Origin of the sequence: Methanoculleus sp., assembly GCF_035363275.1 — an archaeon.
Taxonomy (GTDB): domain Archaea; phylum Halobacteriota; class Methanomicrobia; order Methanomicrobiales; family Methanoculleaceae; genus Methanoculleus.
The window spans coordinates 1-14,655 of the sequence record NZ_DAOSET010000002.1 but is presented as its reverse complement, the minus strand read 5'-3'; the positions used below and the strand labels follow the sequence as shown (position 1 = coordinate 14,655).

Sequence of the window (14,655 nt, the reverse complement as noted above, 5' to 3'; positions counted from 1 at the left end):
TGTCTGTTCATAGATATGACCAGCGAAACGGGTACGCGTGACGTCCTCGGCATCATGGAACTCCTGCTCACCGCGGAGATATTCAACCGAAACGAGGACCTCGGCATCAACGACCTTCACCCGCGCTGTCGGGAGTTCTTCGGCGCAGGAAGCGGCGGGAGCACCGAGGTGAAGCGCCCCCTGATCGTGAGCGAGGGGGCGCTCAAGAAGGTCTTCGGCACCCCGGATGCCGTCTGCCAGAGTGTCCGCAAAAACCCGTTCGTCGGTTACGACGACTTCGGGCAGCGCCTGAGCCTGCCCTCGCTCGACGCGGCGGCGGGATGGTTCCTCAAGAAGGGCGGGGAGGAGAGGATCGGTGAGAACCCGGTCCTCGCATACTTCTTCGAGGGGAAGGACGGGACTGCCGTTAGGTACCAGGATGTCCGGACAAAGAACCCCCGGTTCGAGGACACGAAGGAGTACATGGAGGCAAAGGTCTCCCGACTCATCGCCGGGAGCGAGGAGATGCGGGAGGCCCGCGACCTGATCATCATCAGCGCGCCGGACGAGGTCGAGTTCTCGCTCGCGAAACTGGTCTGCACACCGCGGCAGGAGGAGATCGTCAGAAAGATCGGCGTCGCACTCGAACACCGGGATTTCTTAAAGGAGCACGGCATCTACGAGTTCGGCCGGCTCCTCTTCGTCGGCCCGCCCGGGACCGGGAAGACGTCGCTCGCGCTCGCGATGTCCCGTGCGCTCCACATGCCGGTGCTCGAGGTCCGTCTTGCGATGGTTACCTCGCAGTACCTGGGCGAGACCTCCAAGAACATCGACAGGATCTTCGACCTCGCGAAGAAGCTCGCCCCCTGCATCCTCTTCATCGATGAGTTCGACTTCGTCGCGAAGACCCGGGTCAGCGACGACCACGGCGCGATGAAGCGTGCCGTGAATATGCTCTTAAAGAACATCGACCAGATCAGTTTCGTCAAGAACGGCGTCCTCCTCATCGGGGCGACGAACCATCCCCGCATTCTCGACGAGGCGGCCTGGCGGCGGTTCGACGAGGTCGTCGAGTTCCCGCTCCCGGACAGGGAGATGCGGCAGGCGATCCTCGCAAAGGTCGCCGCTACAATCGAGTGCGACTGCGACTTCTCGGACCTCGCCGCCCGGACGGAGGGGTTCTCAGGCTCCGACCTCCGCATGATGATGAAGGAGGCAGTGATGTCGGCGCTGATGGAGGACCGGCGCCGCGTCGACCCGGCGGACATCGAGCAGGGTCTCCTCAGGGTCGAAGAGCGCAACATCATCCGCGGCATCGGTTACTGATATGCAGATCACATTACTTGGGACCGGCGACGCCATCGGGACGCCGAAGGTGGGGTGCAACTGCGAGAACTGTCGGGGGATAACGGCGGCAGGAAGATCAAGGCTCCGGACGTCCCTCCTCATCGAGATTGAGGGAAAGCACATTCTTATAGAATCCTCGCCGGACCTCCGGCAGCAACTCCTCCGGGCCTGCTCGCCCCACATCGACGCGGTCCTCTGGTCCCACGGCCACTACGACCACTTCATCGGCTTTGGTGAATTCTATCGGGTGCAGAAGGTGCCGCCGGCCTACGCACCGCCCCCGGTGATGGACTACTGCTCCGGCTACCTCCACTTCCTCTCGTTCGAGAAGCACCCGGTCCCGGTCTACGAGCCCTTCGACCTCTTCGGGATCACCTTCACGTTCTTTCCGGTGAACCACCCCCCGGTCTACACCTGCGGTCTCCTCTTAGAGCACGACGGTGTCACGGTCGCCTATACCGCCGACACGCGGGAGGATATCCCGAGGGCGAGCCGGGACCTCCTCTGCGGCGCCGATATCGACCTCCTCTTCGTGGACGCCATCGCTCCCGAGAGCTACAATATCACCAAGCATATGAACTACGCCGAGGCGGTCAGGTTCGCCAGCGACGTCGGGGCGCGGGACTACCGATGCGTCCACATGAGCCACATGGTCCCTCCGGACATGCCGCACGCGGGATACGATATGGAGACGTTCTGCTGGTGATGGAGCCGACGTCCCCGACCACACCCATACTTATAATCCCTTCCGGGCCCAACCATAAAGTGCGTATGGCCATGAAACTCAAACTTCTGGAGTTGACTGACGACAAGGCCCGGATCCTCTTTGAAGGCGAGGCCAACACCTACATCGACGCGCTCGCCGCCGAACTCATCCACGACCCCAAGGTGGATGTGGCACAGCGCAGGCAGGCGTTCCGGTTCACCGACCCCGAACTCTTCGTCACCACGACCGGCGGCCGGTCACCTCTTCTTGCAATCACGGACGCGGCAAAGCGGCTCTCCGGCTACGCCGGCGAACTCCTCGGACAGATGAAAGCCCTCGATACCGCATAACCCCGATGAAGAAGAGCGCCGAAGGCTTCGCCCGGATCGCCCGGGAAGTCTTTGCCCCTATCTACCCCGTCATCGCGGAGCAGGTGCTCGCGTGGTCGGGAACACGGGATGGGATCGCCCTTGATATCGGGAGCGGCCCCGGCCTCCTCTCCGTCGCGCTGGCGGAGAAGAGCAATCTCTCTATGATCGCTCTCGATACCGACCCGGCGATGGCCCGGATCGCGCAGGAGACCGCAGCCGGTTGCCCGGATCGAGTAACCCCGATCATCGGCGACGTCCACTGCATGTCAATTCGCGACAACGCCGTCGTGCTCATCGTCAGCCGCGGCTCGATCTACTTCTGGCACGACCGGCCGCAGGCGTTCCGCGAGATCGAGCGGGTCCTCCGCCCCGGCGGCGTCGCGTTCGTCGGCGGCAGCTTCGGGACCCCCGCGCTCCGCGAGACTGTCTTTACCGAGATGCGGCGGCGGAACTCCGAATGGGACCGGGATATCGCCCGAAGAAGCGGGGGGGCGACCCCGGGGACGCTTCAGCGGGAACTAGCAGAGAGCGGTGTCGCCCACGCCCGTATCAGGGAAGAAGAAGAGGGGTTGTGGGTGGAGATCCGGAAGGACCCGACCTCCTCTATTCGGCACGCTCGGTAAAGATGATCGTCCCGGCGATCCGGGTGATCTTGATCTTCACCGTCTGACCCGGTTTTGCGTTCGCGACGTACATTGTGTAGCGGTCGATCTTCACGACGCCGTCGCCGCGCTTCGAGAGGAACTGCGGGGTGACGTCCATGATGGCGCCCTCGGTAGGTTTCGCCGCTGCGTTCGGGTCGAACGTCGACTTCCGCTTCCGGACAGGCCGGTGACCGCCGCAGGCGTCGCACCGCAGCGTCAGGACCCGCTCGGTCTTGACGAGGCGGGTATCGGGCTTTCCGCACTCGGAGCAGATGACGTAATCCTCGACGTAGCCCCTGATGATCGTGTTAATCTGCTCCTGCTCGAACTTCCCGGAGAAGACGGCCCGCGTCCCCTCAACCTTGCCGGCAGTACCGAGCTCGCCGAGGAGGTGCTTCATCAGGTGGTCCGGGTCGCGCCGGAGGGTGTCTGCGATCTCGGCGAAGTTCTCAAGGACCGTCGTCTTCCCCTCGATGAAGACGCGGGCGACAGGGACGGTGAACCGATCTTCAAACTCCGTCGGCTCCGTGATATTGGTATAGGCCTCCTTCAGAAGGTCTTCATATGACGGGGTCATACCCCAGTATTGGTCGCGTCACGTCAAAAAGTGAGTACCTCATTCTCTGGGCCTGCACCACGTTTATGTAGATGGGTCACTCATCAGGTTCACCGTATGGTATCGGTTCAGGACCTCGCATTGCTGCATAGAACCCTCGACCGCGACGTAACCGACGTCGAGGCCGCCTGTTTCGAGAACCTCTGGAGCGAACACTGCAGTTACCGGTCCACGAAACACCTCCTTAAGACGCTGCCGACAGAGGGAAGCGAGGTGCTGCTCGGGCCGGGGGACGATGCCGCCATCGTCCGGTTCAGCGAGACCTGTGCCCTTGCCGTCGGGATGGAGAGCCACAACCATCCCAGTTACGTGGACCCCTACGACGGCAGCGCCACCGGCGTCGGCGGGATCGTCCGCGACGTCCTCTCGATGGGCGCCCGCCCCATCGCCCTGATGGACCCGCTCTACTTCGGCCCCCTGGAGAGCGAGAAGAACCGCTACCTCATGGAGCAGATCGTCGCCGGGATCGGGGGTTACGGCAACTGCATCGGGGTGCCGGTCGTCCGGGGCGAGCTCACCTTCGACCCCTCCTACTCGGGAAACCCGCTCGTGAACGTCGTCTGCGTGGGCGTCGTGCATCCCGACAGTTACATCACCGCCCGGGCCAAAAGGCCGGGGAGTCGGCTGGTCCTTGTCGGCTCTTCGACCGGGCGAGACGGGCTTGGGGGGGCATCGTTCGCCTCGCGGGATCTCGCGGAGGATGCGGAGGCCGCCGACCGGCCGAGCGTCCAGGTCGGCGACCCCTATACGGAGAAACTCCTCATCGAGGCGATCCTCGCGATGGCAGGGACCGGCAAGGTCCTCTCCTGCCGCGACCTCGGGGCGGCGGGGCTTGCCGGGGCCTCAAGCGAGATGGCGAGTACGTTCGGCGCCGTCATCCACGCCGACCGGGTCCACCTCCGCGAACCCGGGATGGTGCCGCGGGAGATCATGCTCGCCGAGTCGCAGGAGCGGATGCTCATCGAGGTCGCGCCCGAGGACGTCGGCCTGATGGGGGCGATCGCGGAGAAGTACGACCTCGTCTGGAGCGATATCGGCGAGGTGATCCATGAACCCCGCTACACCGTGCGGTTCCGCGGTGAGACCGTCGCCGATCTCCCGATCGCTCTGCTCGTCGGCGGAGCGCCGCTTTGCGCCCTGGAGATGAGGCCCTATTCGGCGGAGACACCGTTCTCCCGCCCGGCGGCGCCGGTAAAGGACCTCGCCCTCGCGGTCCTCGCCCACCCCGACGTGGCCCGCAAGGACTGGGTCTACGAGCAGTATGACAAAGAGGTCCAGCTCCGGACGGTCTCGTTTCAGCACGACGCCGCGGTCCTCCGCCTGGAGGGCAAAGCCCTCGTCCTCTCCTGTGGGTGCAACCCCCGGCACATATACCTCAGGCCCCGCGAAGGGACGGCGAACGCCGTCGTCGAGAACGCGAGCAACCTCGCCTGCCTCGGCGCCGAGCCGCTCTGCATCCTCGACTGCCTCAACTTCGCGAGCCCCGAACACCCGGAGGTCGCCTGGCAGCTTGAAGAGGCCGTCCTCGGCCTTGGGGATGCGGCGCGGAGGATGGGAATCCCGGTCGTCGGCGGCAACGTCTCGCTCTACAACGAGAGCGACGAGTTCGGGACGGCGATCAAGCCCACGCCCTCGCTGGGGATGATCGGGCGCGGGGAGGTCAGGGAGTGGACGGCGCCCGCCGAAGGCGACCTCCTCGCCCTGATCGGGCGGACTTCGCCCGACTTCGGGGGGTCGGTCCTCGACGCCGTGACGGGATGCGGCGGTCCGGCGCCCGGGGCGGCAGATCCGGCCGCGGTCGGTCTCGTCCGGGAGCTGGTTCGGGATGGCCGGGTCACGGCCGCGACCGATCTCTCGCGCGGCGGCCTCCTTGCGGCGCTCGCGAAGTTCGCACCCCGGGGGGACGTTTCGCTCGCCGGCGACCCCGTCGAGGCGCTCTTCGCCGAGACCTGCGGCCGGTTCCTGGTCGCGGCGAGAGACGAGGCCGTTCTCGCCGGCGTGGAGCACCGGACCATCGGCACGGCCGGCGGCGATGCACTCATTCTCCGGTTGAGGGATGGGACCGTCAGTATCGCGCCGGCAGAAATGGAGACGGCGCTCTCTGCAACGACCCGGCTGATGCGTTACTGAACGATCGCCCTTTTTTCAGACCCCCGGACGAGATCGGCCAGGGCGTCCACCGCCGCCCCCTGCCGCACGTCCCGCACCGTGAACGCGACCGCGCCCCGGACATCGGCCCCCCGGCCGGCAAGCATCTCTGAGATCCTCTCCAGCGTCTTCCCCGGCATCCCGCCCGACGTGCAGAAGACGACCGCGGCCTTCCCCTCGATGCCCACAAGGGCGCTGATCGCCGCATTCACCGCAGGCGTCGGGCTCCTCGCCCAGACAGGGGTCCCGACGACGACGGTATCGTAGCCGGAGACGTCGATCGTGGCGGGCTCGATAACGGCGCGCTCCTCCCGCATCGCACGGGGAGCGCCTCTGAGATACATCCCCACCTTCGAGTAGCTCGCAAGATCCCGTACCGCGACGAGATTCCCGCCGACCACCGCGGCAAGCCGTTCGGCGACGGCCCGGGTGTTGCCGGTCTCCGAATGATAGATGATGCAGACAGCCATACCGGAGGGTACGGCAGATTGATATAAACGGGTGTCGGCCGGAAAAAAAGGGTGTTACTTCTTGAACTGCGGCATGAACGAGCGGAGTTCCTTCCCGACCTCTTCGATCAGGTGCTCCTCGTCCGCTCTCGTCAGCGCGTTGAAGACCGGGCGGTTCACCATGTTCTCAAGCATCCACTCCCGCGCAAACCTGCCGTCCTGGATCTCCTCGAGGATCTCCTGCATCGCAACGTAGGTCTCCGGGCCGATGACGCGCGGTCCCCGCGTCAGGTCGCCGTACTGGGCAGTGTTGCTGATCGAGTCGCGCATCTTCGTGAACCCACCCTCGTAGATCAGGTCGACGATGAGTTTCGTCTCGTGCAGGACCTCGAGGTAGGCCATCTCGGGCGCATACCCCGCATCCACCAGGGTCTCGAACCCGGCCTTGATGAGGGAGGTGATCCCGCCGCAGAGGACCGCCTGTTCGCCGAAAAGGTCGGTCTCGGTCTCCTCGGCAAACGTCGTCTCGAGCACCACCGCGCGGGTCGCACCGATCCCCCGGGCGTAGGCGAGCGCGATGGCGTGCGCCTTCCCCGTGGCGTCCTGGTGGATGGCGATGAGGGCCGGAACGCCTTTCCCCTCCTCGTAGGTCCGCCGGACCATGTGACCGGGGCCCTTGGGGGCGACCATGACCACGTCGACGGTGGGTGGGGGGACGATCTGGCCGTAGTGGATGTTGAACCCGTGCGAGAACATCAGGCAGGTGTTCTCTCTGAGGTTGGGACTGATCTCGGTGCGATAGATCGCAGCCTGGTTCTCATCGGGGAGGAGGATCTGGACGATTTCGGCACGCTTGACCGCGTCTGCCACGGGGTAGACGTCGAAGCCGTCTTCTGATGCTCTCTGCCAGCTGTTGCCGGGCCGCAGGCCGATGACGACCCGGCAGCCGGAATCACGCAGGTTCATTGCCTGGCCGCGACCCTGGGAGCCATAGCCGATGACGGCGATGGTCTTGCTCTCCAAGGCGCGGGGGTCCACGTCGGACTCGTAATATTTCTGCACCATAGGTTCTCACTTCCGATAGGGCAGCAGACCTGATAAATATACTATAAAAGTGATCCGGTTGTTGGGAGGGTCATTTTAAGGTTGATGAAGAGAAACTCTGATCACCATAGATTATTGAGGATTTGTGATGGAACTGCCAGATGTCCAGTCCAGCCTGCCGGAGGTCCGTATCAATCTGACCAGGGTGGGTGTAAAAAACGTTCAAAAACTTGTTGAAGTCGCCCGACCTGGCAAACGGCCGGTCATCTTCATCTCCATGTTCGACGTCTTCGTCGACCTGCCGGGAAGCCTCAAAGGTGCGAACCTCTCCCGGAATTTCGAGGTGATCGATGACGTGCTGCAACAGGCCATCGATGGGAACGTAACGGAGATTGAAGAACTCTGCAGCGCCGTGGCGCGCAAACTCCTGGACCGGCACGAATACGCCGAGCGGACCGAGGTCAGGATGCGGAGCAAATTCATGGTCCGGCGGGAGACCCCGGTCAGCGAGACGAGCTGCCATGAGGTCGTGAATGTCCACGCGAGAGCCGTAGCCCAGAGAAACGACGGAAACCCGATCATCCGAAAGAGCATCGGTGCCGAAGTGACCGGGATGACCGCCTGCCCCTGTGCCCAGAACATCATGAAGGACCATGCCCTGCATGTCCTCGAGAACCTCGGCGTGGCGGACGACAAGATCGACACGTTCTTCAAAGAGGTGCCGATGGCCACGCATAACCAGCGCGGGCGGGGGTTCCTCTGCATCGAGATCGACGACGACCAGCACATCAGCCTCGAGAAGATCATCAAGATCCTGAAAGATTCCATGAGTGCGCGCATTTACGAACTTCTCAAGCGGGGCGACGAGAGTTATGTGGTGATGGAAGCCCACAAGAACCCACGGTTCGTCGAGGACTGTGTCCGCGAAATGGCCCGCAAAGTGATCGCGCAGTTCCGGGATCTCCCCGGAGACTCAGTAATTACTATAAAGCAGACGAATGAAGAGAGCATCCACCAGCACAATGCCTATGCGGAGCGAAAGGCGACGATAGCGGAGCTCGTCGCGGAGATGGACGAAGGCGCGCTGTAGGTCAGAAATTATAGCACTTTTTTTATATAAAGTTAATATATTTTGATATTCCGTGTTACTATATATAGATAACATAATATTCTGGGATTCGCCCAAGCGAAAGGTATAAACTCTGTTTTCTTCATAGTTCCTCTTGACGTACTCACGTACGTTTCCAGTACAAAATTGTGTGGTAACACCGGTATAGTGTTCAGAACATCATAATATCGGAATGAGGCGATATAGTTGTCGAAAGTTGTAGAAATTTCCCCAACAACGAGACATGAAGGCCACTCAAAGCTCGTTCTGAAGGTCAACGATGAAGGCATCGTCGAGCGTGGAGACTGGCTCAGTATCACCCCGGTCAGGGGTGTCGAGAAGCTCGCCATCGGCAAGACGATGGAGCAGGTTCCGAAGATCGCATCTCGCGTCTGCGGTATCTGTCCGATTGCGCATACCCTGGCGGGTATCGAAGCGATGGAGGCTTCCATCGGGTGCGAGATTCCCGAGGATGCAAAACTCCTGCGTTACATCCTGCAGTGTGCCAACAGGATGCACAGCCACGCCATCCACAACATCCTCTCCCTCCCGGACATGTACATCCCCGGGACCGACGTGAAGATCAATCCGTTCACCAAGGAAGAACCGGTCAGGAGCGTCGCTCTTCGGATCCAGCGGCTCCGTGAGATCGGGCAGACCATCGGTGAGATCGTCGGCGGGGAGGCAATCCACCCGAGCAACCCCCGCGTCGGCGGCATGTACAAGAACATCAGCCCGCGTGCGAAAGCAAAGATCTACGATCTCGCGAAGGAATCCAGGGTGCTTGCTCAGGAACAGATGGAGTTCATGATCGCGGTCTTCCGGAACTACCAGAAGCGCGACTGGGCTGAGGTCGGCGGCGTTGAGGTCCCGATCCCGAAGGAACTCGGCTACCACAACCAGGGCTACATGGCCACCGCGCCGGTCTACGGCAGCTCGAGCCTCGACGAGACCCCGATGTGGTTCCCCGAGCGGTTCACCGAAGTCCGCCCCTGGGATTGGTACATGGGCGAAGTCGAGATCGACGAAGCCGACCCGAACTACCCGATCGGCGGCACCTCCCCCGTAGGCACCAAAGCCTGGCCCCAGATGGAGGCCTGCACCGGCGTCCCGCTCTACGACGGCCAGCCCGTCGAGGTCGGACCGCGTGCACGTCAGGCCATCTTCAAGAACTACGACGAGAAGGGCACCATCGGCCTGCAAGTTGCACGCCAGATGGAGTTCCCCGAGACCGCCTACGGCATCATCGATGCGCTCGACGCGCTCGACACTTCCGGATCGGTGCTCGCCGACGAGATCCCGCAGGGCGACGGATCCCTGGGATGGGCCGCGAACGAAGCGCCCCGTGGAACCGACGTCCACCTGGCCAAGGTCAAAGACGGTCGGGTGCAGTACTTCGGGATGCTCGTCCCGACCACCTGGAACTTCCCCACCTGCAGCCGTGCACTGACCGGTGCACCCTGGCGGCTCGCGGAAGTTGTCATGCGTGGATACGACCCCTGCGTCTCCTGTGCGACGCACATGCTGGTGATCGACGAAGACAAGAGATTAGTGGCCCAGAAACTCATTCAGTGAGCGTACACGCATGCTATTCCGTGAGATCGTGATCGCAGGATGCGGCAACCCCCTCTTTGGGGACGACGGGTTCGGCCCTGCAGTCGTCGAAGAACTCCAGAAGTTGCAACTGCCCGACAACGTCAAGGTGATCGATGCCGGCCTTGGCGCCCCTCACTTCCTCTTTACGTTGATGGAAGATGCAGAGGTGCCGGTGAAGAAGTTGATCATCATCGATATCGCCGATTTCGGCGCAAACCCCGGTGATGTGACGAAACTCCGGCCCGAAGACCTGCCCCCGGGCTCTTACCGGGATGCCCATTCGTGGGACCTTTCCGAACCACTGCAGCGATTAAAGGACGTCATCGATATCACGATCGTCGGGTGCCAGCCAAAACGTGTCGCGAGCCATGAGTTTGAACTGGGGCTCACTGAGGAGGTTGAGGAGGCCATTCCCAAAACAGTGCGTATCGTACTGGAGGAAATTGGGGTAGAATATGGGGCTGCTATCAACCATCAAGGAACGCATCTTTGGGCGCCGCCCGGAGAAACCACCGGAGAGTCCGGAGGCAAAACCGGAGAGCAAACCTGAGGTGAAACCAGCGGCGAGCGAGCCGCAGACGAAGCCAGAGGTGAAGCCCGAGGCAAAGCCTGCTGCAAGCCAGCCGCCGACGAAGCCTGAGGCAAAGCCCGAGGTAAAGACTGCGAGAAGTAAACCGCACAGAAAACCTGAGGGAAAGCCGGAGGTGAAACCGGAGGCAAAGCCTGCTGCAACAGAGCCGCAGAAGAAGCCCGCGGTGAAGCCCTCTGATGTCATTGTAGATGAAAAGGTGGAAGTTGTAAAGGAGGAAAAGCCTGTGGCAGATAAGATTACGATAGGTGAATTACACCTGAGCGGATGTACGGGATGCCTCGTGACGCTTGCGGACAACTACGAGGGTCTCTTCAAGCTGCTCGATGATTACGCCGACCTGGTCTATGCACTGACCCTGGTCGATGTACGCCACGTCCCCGAGATGGACGTGTGCCTGGTCGAGGGTTCCTGCTGTCTCAACGACGAACTCTCGGTAGAGGAACTGAAAGAGGCAAGGGCCAAGTCGAAGGTGCTCGTCGCCTACGGCGCCTGCGCGGCCTACGGCAACATCACCCGGTTCTGCCGGGGCGGCCAGTGGAACCAGCCCGGCCACGAAGCGTTCGTGCCGATCAGCGAGGTCGTCGATGTTGACCTCTACATCCCGTCCTGTCCCCCGTGCCCCCAGGAAGTCAGAAACGTCGCCGTCATGGCCTACCTGCTTCTTCGGGGCAACGACGAGCAGAAGCAGCTCGCGACCGCCTACCTGACCCCGCTGATGCAGCTCGCACAGCGCGGCAACGAGGCTTGCGGCTGCGACCTGATGTACGATGTCATCAACCAGGGGCTCTGCATGGGATGCGGAACCTGCGCCGGCACCTGCCCGGTCCGTGCCATCACCATGGAGTACGGCAAGCCGAACGTGAACCGCGACCAGTGCATCAAGTGCGGCGCCTGCTACTCGCAGTGCCCGCGGAGTTGGTTCAACTTCGACGTCATGAACAACTACGAGGCCATCATGGGCGCCATCAAGGGAGCCATGCAGTGAGGTGAGAAGAATGGACGTACTCGGTAACTACAAGTCCGCGATCTCGGCACGCTCGACCGACAAGGACATCCTGAAGAAGTCCCAGGACGGCGGTATCATCACGACGCTCTTCGCGTACGCGCTTGAAGAGGGCATTATCGACGGTGCCATCGTCGCAGGGCCGAGCGATGAGCCCTGGAGACCCGAGCCCATGGTTGCGACCTCGAAGGCAGAGCTCCTGGCCGCTGCCGGAACGCGCTACACCATCAGCCCGAACCTCTACCTGATCAAGGAAGCGACCCGCAGCTACGGTCTTGACCGCGTCGGTATCGTCGGTGTGCCCTGCCAGATCCAGGCTGTCCGGAAGGCTCAGCTCTACCCGATCGGCATGCGCGACGTCGACGACAAGATTGCCCTCGCGCTCGGTATCTACTGCATGGAGAACCTCTCCTACCAGGCGCTCGAGGCAATCGTCGAGGACCACTGCAACCAGAAGATGGAGTCCGTCAAGAAGATGGACATCGGCAAGGGCAAGTTCACGGTCTACACCGAGCGCGGTGCAGTCAGCCAGATGCCCTTAAAGCTGATTCACAAGTACGTGCAGCCCGGCTGCAACGTCTGCCTGGACTACGTCGGGAACCTCGCCGACATCTCCAGCGGGTCCGTGGGCAGCCCCGACGGCTGGAGCACAGTCTTTGTGCGGAGCATGAAGGGTAACGCAGTCTGGGACGGCGCCATCGCGGCCGGCTGCTTCGAGACGAAGCCGATGGACCAGGTCAAGCCCGGCCTCGACCTCGTCAAGAAGCTCGCGACCGAGAAGATCACGAAGAACCAGAAGAACGTGGATGCACGCAAGACAGTCGGCCTCAAGGCGGACGGAACCCCCAAGGGTCTCCGGAACCCCTACGAGTCCCCCTGAACACTTTTTTTATTCGGCATCGGTACAGTCGGTTCCGGCGAACATCCTCTCTGTACTTCCGCCCTCGTTCACGTTTCACAGCCCTCCGGCCGCCCGTCCCCCCCGGTGCTGGGAGAGGTCGTGACACGGCGAGCGTCTCCGATCGATCGAGAGGGCATGGATCCCCGGGGGTCACGGGCAAAAACTTCAGAAAACCGGAAAAACATAAAATCGAGGGTGGGGGCCGCCTCCCTTCGCAGGCCCGGATTAAGCGGATGGGAGATGGCAGCGGCTCTCTGCCGTCATAGATTATCGTTAAAGCGTTCGCCGGGTGCCGTGTTCGTATTCAGTCCCTGAACAGTACCTGGTAGGTTGCTGATTCTGCCCCAAAAAAGTTCCTGCAAAACTCTGCTGCCTTCGAAGGTTCGTATTCTTTGCAGCTGAAGATGTCGAGGTAGGCCGCATTGGTCTCGTTCGCGAAGTGACCGGAGACCAGCGACGTCTCGATGAGCTGGGTCATGGAGAATCCGGCGACTCTCTCACACGGGCCGAAGTGAATGATCTGCGGTTCGCCGAACCTGTGCATGTCGATGAGGTCGCAGAGTTCAAGGATGAACTGGTGAATCTTCTCCGCGTCCCTGATCGCCGCCGGGTCGCATCCCTTCAAATCCACGCTGGTGTACAATCCCCAACACCCGCGTTCTTTGAACTGCGTAACGATCTCGGCGTCGCTCGCTGTCTGTACCATAACGTTGTTTGCTGCAACGTTGTTTGTCATTACTTTACTAGCCATGATCTCACCTTCGAGAGGATCTCTGATCGATTGATCACTGTAATTTTTGATAGTTCAGATTTTAAACTTATCCATTGGACTAATGAGAAATAACCGTTATTTCCCGGTTAGGCCGGAGCAATCTTGAGGTATCTGAAATTCTGTGACGTATTTTTGACAGATTTTGAAATTGGTGACTTTACAGGGTTTGCTTGGCCGGGGTTATGCGAAATACCAAACAAAAATTATACTTGGTATGAAGTTTTTGAGACATCCCCTCTTTCCAGCAGCTCTCGCTCCGGGGGTCCGGGGGCAATCAGGGCCAGAGAAAATAGTTCTTTTTCCGGTACTATTTTCTGGTTTCACTTCAGAGATGAAAAACCCTTAAGTTGGGATTTGAAAACTTCCACTCCCGCACCAGCCAGAACCCCGACCGAAAGGCAACCGGGCGGTGACTACGGGGCTAACTCCCGGCAACTTCAAAGGCCGGCACCTCCACCATCTCCCGCGCACACCGGTCCTCCGTCCCACCCCCCGGAAGGGGCTTTGGGCCGGGACCCGCCGCAGGCCGGTGCCCTCACCGGATCTCCGGAGGGTGCCGGTGAGCGCGCTGAACGTGGGCGTGGAGATCTTCGAGCGTGGGGTACTGTCTGCCGCAGATCGGGCAGGTGAACTCACCCATCTCCACAGGGATATCGGGAACCCTTCCCCTTGGCAGGGGCTCGCCCGTCATCCACTCTCCTCTGCGGCTATCTCCTCGAGCGTCCGCCCGGAGACGACCGACCGGGGCTCCGTTCTGACCGGGTCCCGGCCGGGGTCTGCCTCCGCATCGTCCTTCTTCACGAGGAGCCAGGCCTCGCCCTTTCCGGTCCGGAAGCGGGTGAGGACATACCCGCCCCGGACCTTCTCTCCCTCGATCCAGACGGAGATGTGGCCCCGCCGGAGGCCCTCGACGACCCCGACCTCCTGCCCGTCCTTCTGCGTGAGGTTCCGGTAGATCCCCCGGTCCCAGACGAGGACCGTCCCCGCCCCGTAACTCCCCTCCGGGATGACGCCCTCAAAGTCGGCGTAGCCGAGGGGGTGGTCTTCCGTGGGGACGGCAAGGCGCTTCTCCTTCGGGTCGAGAGACGGCCCTTTCGGAACTGCCCAGGACTTCAGGACGCCGTCTGCCTCCAGGCGGAAGTCGTAGTGGAGCGAAGTCGCGGCGTGTTTCTGGATGACAAAGATGGGAAAGCCGCGAGCCGCGCCGGGCTCTCCCGGCGGCTCAGGCGTCCGGGCAAAGTCCCGCTTCTCCCGGTAGTCGTCAAGCGTATCCGGTCCTTCCATAGAGAGATACTCCGGCAGGATCCCGGATAAGGGTTCGCCCTTACAGATCCGGGGTTCAAGGGGTGCAAGCAAGCCCCCGGCTTGAGCCGTGGGGA

General features: G+C 61.8%; 16 protein-coding genes. 10 read left to right on the top strand and 6 right to left on the bottom strand.

What is annotated here, in order from left to right:
* Positions 1-15: 15 nt before the first annotated feature.
* From PLN84_RS00475 to PLN84_RS00460, 4 genes are all read left to right on the top strand, one after another.
* On the top strand, positions 16-1,305 hold the full coding sequence (locus tag PLN84_RS00475; protein WP_292386296.1) for an ATP-binding protein: 1,290 nt from the start codon (positions 16-18) through the stop codon (positions 1,303-1,305).
* A gap of 1 nt (position 1,306) precedes the next feature.
* A complete protein-coding gene (locus PLN84_RS00470; protein WP_292386295.1) occupies positions 1,307-2,032 on the top strand; it encodes an MBL fold metallo-hydrolase in 726 nt (241 codons plus the stop codon).
* A 65-nt stretch (positions 2,033-2,097) separates the two neighbouring features.
* Positions 2,098-2,382: a DNA-directed RNA polymerase subunit L gene (locus PLN84_RS00465; protein ID WP_292559084.1), complete on the top strand. Its 285-nt coding sequence runs from the start codon at positions 2,098-2,100 to the stop codon at positions 2,380-2,382.
* 5 nt (positions 2,383-2,387) lie between these two features.
* Positions 2,388-3,026 carry a class I SAM-dependent methyltransferase gene (locus tag PLN84_RS00460; RefSeq protein WP_292559083.1) on the top strand — a complete coding sequence of 213 codons (639 nt, stop codon included), beginning with the start codon at positions 2,388-2,390 and terminating at the stop codon, positions 3,024-3,026.
* Here the strand turns inward: PLN84_RS00460 and PLN84_RS00455 are convergent.
* Positions 3,007-3,624, bottom strand: a complete 618-nt coding sequence (locus tag PLN84_RS00455) for a translation initiation factor IF-2 subunit beta (protein ID WP_292386292.1) — start codon at positions 3,622-3,624, stop codon at positions 3,007-3,009. The two genes, PLN84_RS00460 and PLN84_RS00455, sit on opposite strands and share 20 nt — an antisense overlap.
* A gap of 96 nt (positions 3,625-3,720) precedes the next feature.
* Here PLN84_RS00455 and purL point away from each other — a divergent pair, with 96 nt between their 5' ends.
* Positions 3,721-5,793: a phosphoribosylformylglycinamidine synthase subunit PurL gene (gene purL, locus PLN84_RS00450; RefSeq protein WP_292386291.1), complete on the top strand. Its 2,073-nt coding sequence runs from the start codon at positions 3,721-3,723 to the stop codon at positions 5,791-5,793.
* Here purL and PLN84_RS00445 read toward each other — a convergent pair.
* Positions 5,787-6,281 (bottom strand): flavodoxin, encoded by a 495-nt coding sequence (locus tag PLN84_RS00445; RefSeq protein ID WP_292386290.1) that lies wholly within the window; start codon positions 6,279-6,281, stop codon positions 5,787-5,789. The two genes, purL and PLN84_RS00445, sit on opposite strands and share 7 nt — an antisense overlap.
* 54 nt (positions 6,282-6,335) lie before the next feature.
* Positions 6,336-7,325, bottom strand: coding sequence for a ketol-acid reductoisomerase (gene ilvC, locus PLN84_RS00440; RefSeq protein WP_292559082.1), 990 nt, complete (start codon positions 7,323-7,325; stop codon positions 6,336-6,338).
* 127 nt (positions 7,326-7,452) lie between these two features.
* Here ilvC and mptA point away from each other — a divergent pair, with 127 nt between their 5' ends.
* The 5 genes from mptA (at position 7,453) to frhB (ending at position 12,483) form a co-directional block, all read left to right on the top strand.
* Positions 7,453-8,394 (top strand): GTP cyclohydrolase MptA, encoded by a 942-nt coding sequence (mptA, locus tag PLN84_RS00435; RefSeq protein WP_292386288.1) that lies wholly within the window; start codon positions 7,453-7,455, stop codon positions 8,392-8,394.
* Between the two features lie 225 nt (positions 8,395-8,619).
* Positions 8,620-9,987 carry a coenzyme F420 hydrogenase subunit alpha gene (gene frhA, locus PLN84_RS00430; RefSeq protein WP_292386287.1) on the top strand — a complete coding sequence of 456 codons (1,368 nt, stop codon included), beginning with the start codon at positions 8,620-8,622 and terminating at the stop codon, positions 9,985-9,987.
* Positions 9,988-9,997: 10 nt separating this feature from the next.
* Positions 9,998-10,558 (top strand): coenzyme F420-reducing hydrogenase, FrhD protein, encoded by a 561-nt coding sequence (gene frhD, locus PLN84_RS00425; RefSeq protein ID WP_292386286.1) that lies wholly within the window; start codon positions 9,998-10,000, stop codon positions 10,556-10,558.
* A 265-nt stretch (positions 10,559-10,823) separates the two neighbouring features.
* A complete protein-coding gene (frhG, locus tag PLN84_RS00420) occupies positions 10,824-11,585 on the top strand; it encodes a coenzyme F420 hydrogenase subunit gamma (protein ID WP_292386285.1) in 762 nt (253 codons plus the stop codon).
* A gap of 10 nt (positions 11,586-11,595) precedes the next feature.
* Positions 11,596-12,483 carry a coenzyme F420 hydrogenase subunit beta gene (gene frhB, locus PLN84_RS00415; RefSeq protein ID WP_292386284.1) on the top strand — a complete coding sequence of 296 codons (888 nt, stop codon included), beginning with the start codon at positions 11,596-11,598 and terminating at the stop codon, positions 12,481-12,483.
* Positions 12,484-12,808: 325 nt separating this feature from the next.
* Here the strand turns inward: frhB and PLN84_RS00410 are convergent, their stop codons facing one another.
* The 3 genes from PLN84_RS00410 to PLN84_RS00400 all read right to left on the bottom strand — a co-directional run bounded on the left by PLN84_RS00410 (position 12,809) and on the right by PLN84_RS00400 (position 14,560).
* Positions 12,809-13,255: an S-adenosylmethionine decarboxylase gene (locus tag PLN84_RS00410; RefSeq protein WP_292386283.1), complete on the bottom strand. Its 447-nt coding sequence runs from the start codon at positions 13,253-13,255 to the stop codon at positions 12,809-12,811.
* 556 nt (positions 13,256-13,811) lie between these two features.
* Complete coding sequence (locus tag PLN84_RS00405) at positions 13,812-13,967, bottom strand: C2H2-type zinc finger protein (RefSeq protein WP_292386282.1); 156 nt, start codon at positions 13,965-13,967, stop codon at positions 13,812-13,814.
* A complete protein-coding gene (locus PLN84_RS00400) occupies positions 13,964-14,560 on the bottom strand; it encodes a DNA polymerase ligase N-terminal domain-containing protein (RefSeq protein ID WP_292386281.1) in 597 nt (198 codons plus the stop codon). The genes PLN84_RS00405 and PLN84_RS00400 overlap by 4 nt, the downstream gene beginning before the upstream one ends.
* Between the last annotated feature and the right edge of the window lie 95 nt (positions 14,561-14,655).

What these genes read in the sequence shown, in the direction of transcription:
- PLN84_RS00460 (WP_292559083.1), top strand. Translation starts at nt 2,388, where the DNA reads ATGAAGAAGAGCGCCGAAGGCTTCGCCCGGATCGCCCGGGAAGTCTTT.
- PLN84_RS00455 (WP_292386292.1), bottom strand. Translation starts at nt 3,624, where the DNA reads ATGACCCCGTCATATGAAGACCTTCTGAAGGAGGCCTATACCAATATC.
- PLN84_RS00465 (WP_292559084.1), top strand. Translation starts at nt 2,098, where the DNA reads ATGGCCATGAAACTCAAACTTCTGGAGTTGACTGACGACAAGGCCCGG.
- PLN84_RS00470 (WP_292386295.1), top strand. Translation starts at nt 1,307, where the DNA reads ATGCAGATCACATTACTTGGGACCGGCGACGCCATCGGGACGCCGAAG.
- PLN84_RS00400 (WP_292386281.1), bottom strand. Translation starts at nt 14,560, where the DNA reads ATGGAAGGACCGGATACGCTTGACGACTACCGGGAGAAGCGGGACTTT.
- mptA (WP_292386288.1), top strand. Translation starts at nt 7,453, where the DNA reads ATGGAACTGCCAGATGTCCAGTCCAGCCTGCCGGAGGTCCGTATCAAT.
- PLN84_RS00410 (WP_292386283.1), bottom strand. Translation starts at nt 13,255, where the DNA reads ATGGCTAGTAAAGTAATGACAAACAACGTTGCAGCAAACAACGTTATG.
- purL (WP_292386291.1), top strand. Translation starts at nt 3,721, where the DNA reads ATGGTATCGGTTCAGGACCTCGCATTGCTGCATAGAACCCTCGACCGC.
- frhD (WP_292386286.1), top strand. Translation starts at nt 9,998, where the DNA reads ATGCTATTCCGTGAGATCGTGATCGCAGGATGCGGCAACCCCCTCTTT.
- frhB (WP_292386284.1), top strand. Translation starts at nt 11,596, where the DNA reads ATGGACGTACTCGGTAACTACAAGTCCGCGATCTCGGCACGCTCGACC.
- PLN84_RS00445 (WP_292386290.1), bottom strand. Translation starts at nt 6,281, where the DNA reads ATGGCTGTCTGCATCATCTATCATTCGGAGACCGGCAACACCCGGGCC.
- ilvC (WP_292559082.1), bottom strand. Translation starts at nt 7,325, where the DNA reads ATGGTGCAGAAATATTACGAGTCCGACGTGGACCCCCGCGCCTTGGAG.
- PLN84_RS00405 (WP_292386282.1), bottom strand. Translation starts at nt 13,967, where the DNA reads ATGACGGGCGAGCCCCTGCCAAGGGGAAGGGTTCCCGATATCCCTGTG.
- PLN84_RS00475 (WP_292386296.1), top strand. Translation starts at nt 16, where the DNA reads ATGACCAGCGAAACGGGTACGCGTGACGTCCTCGGCATCATGGAACTC.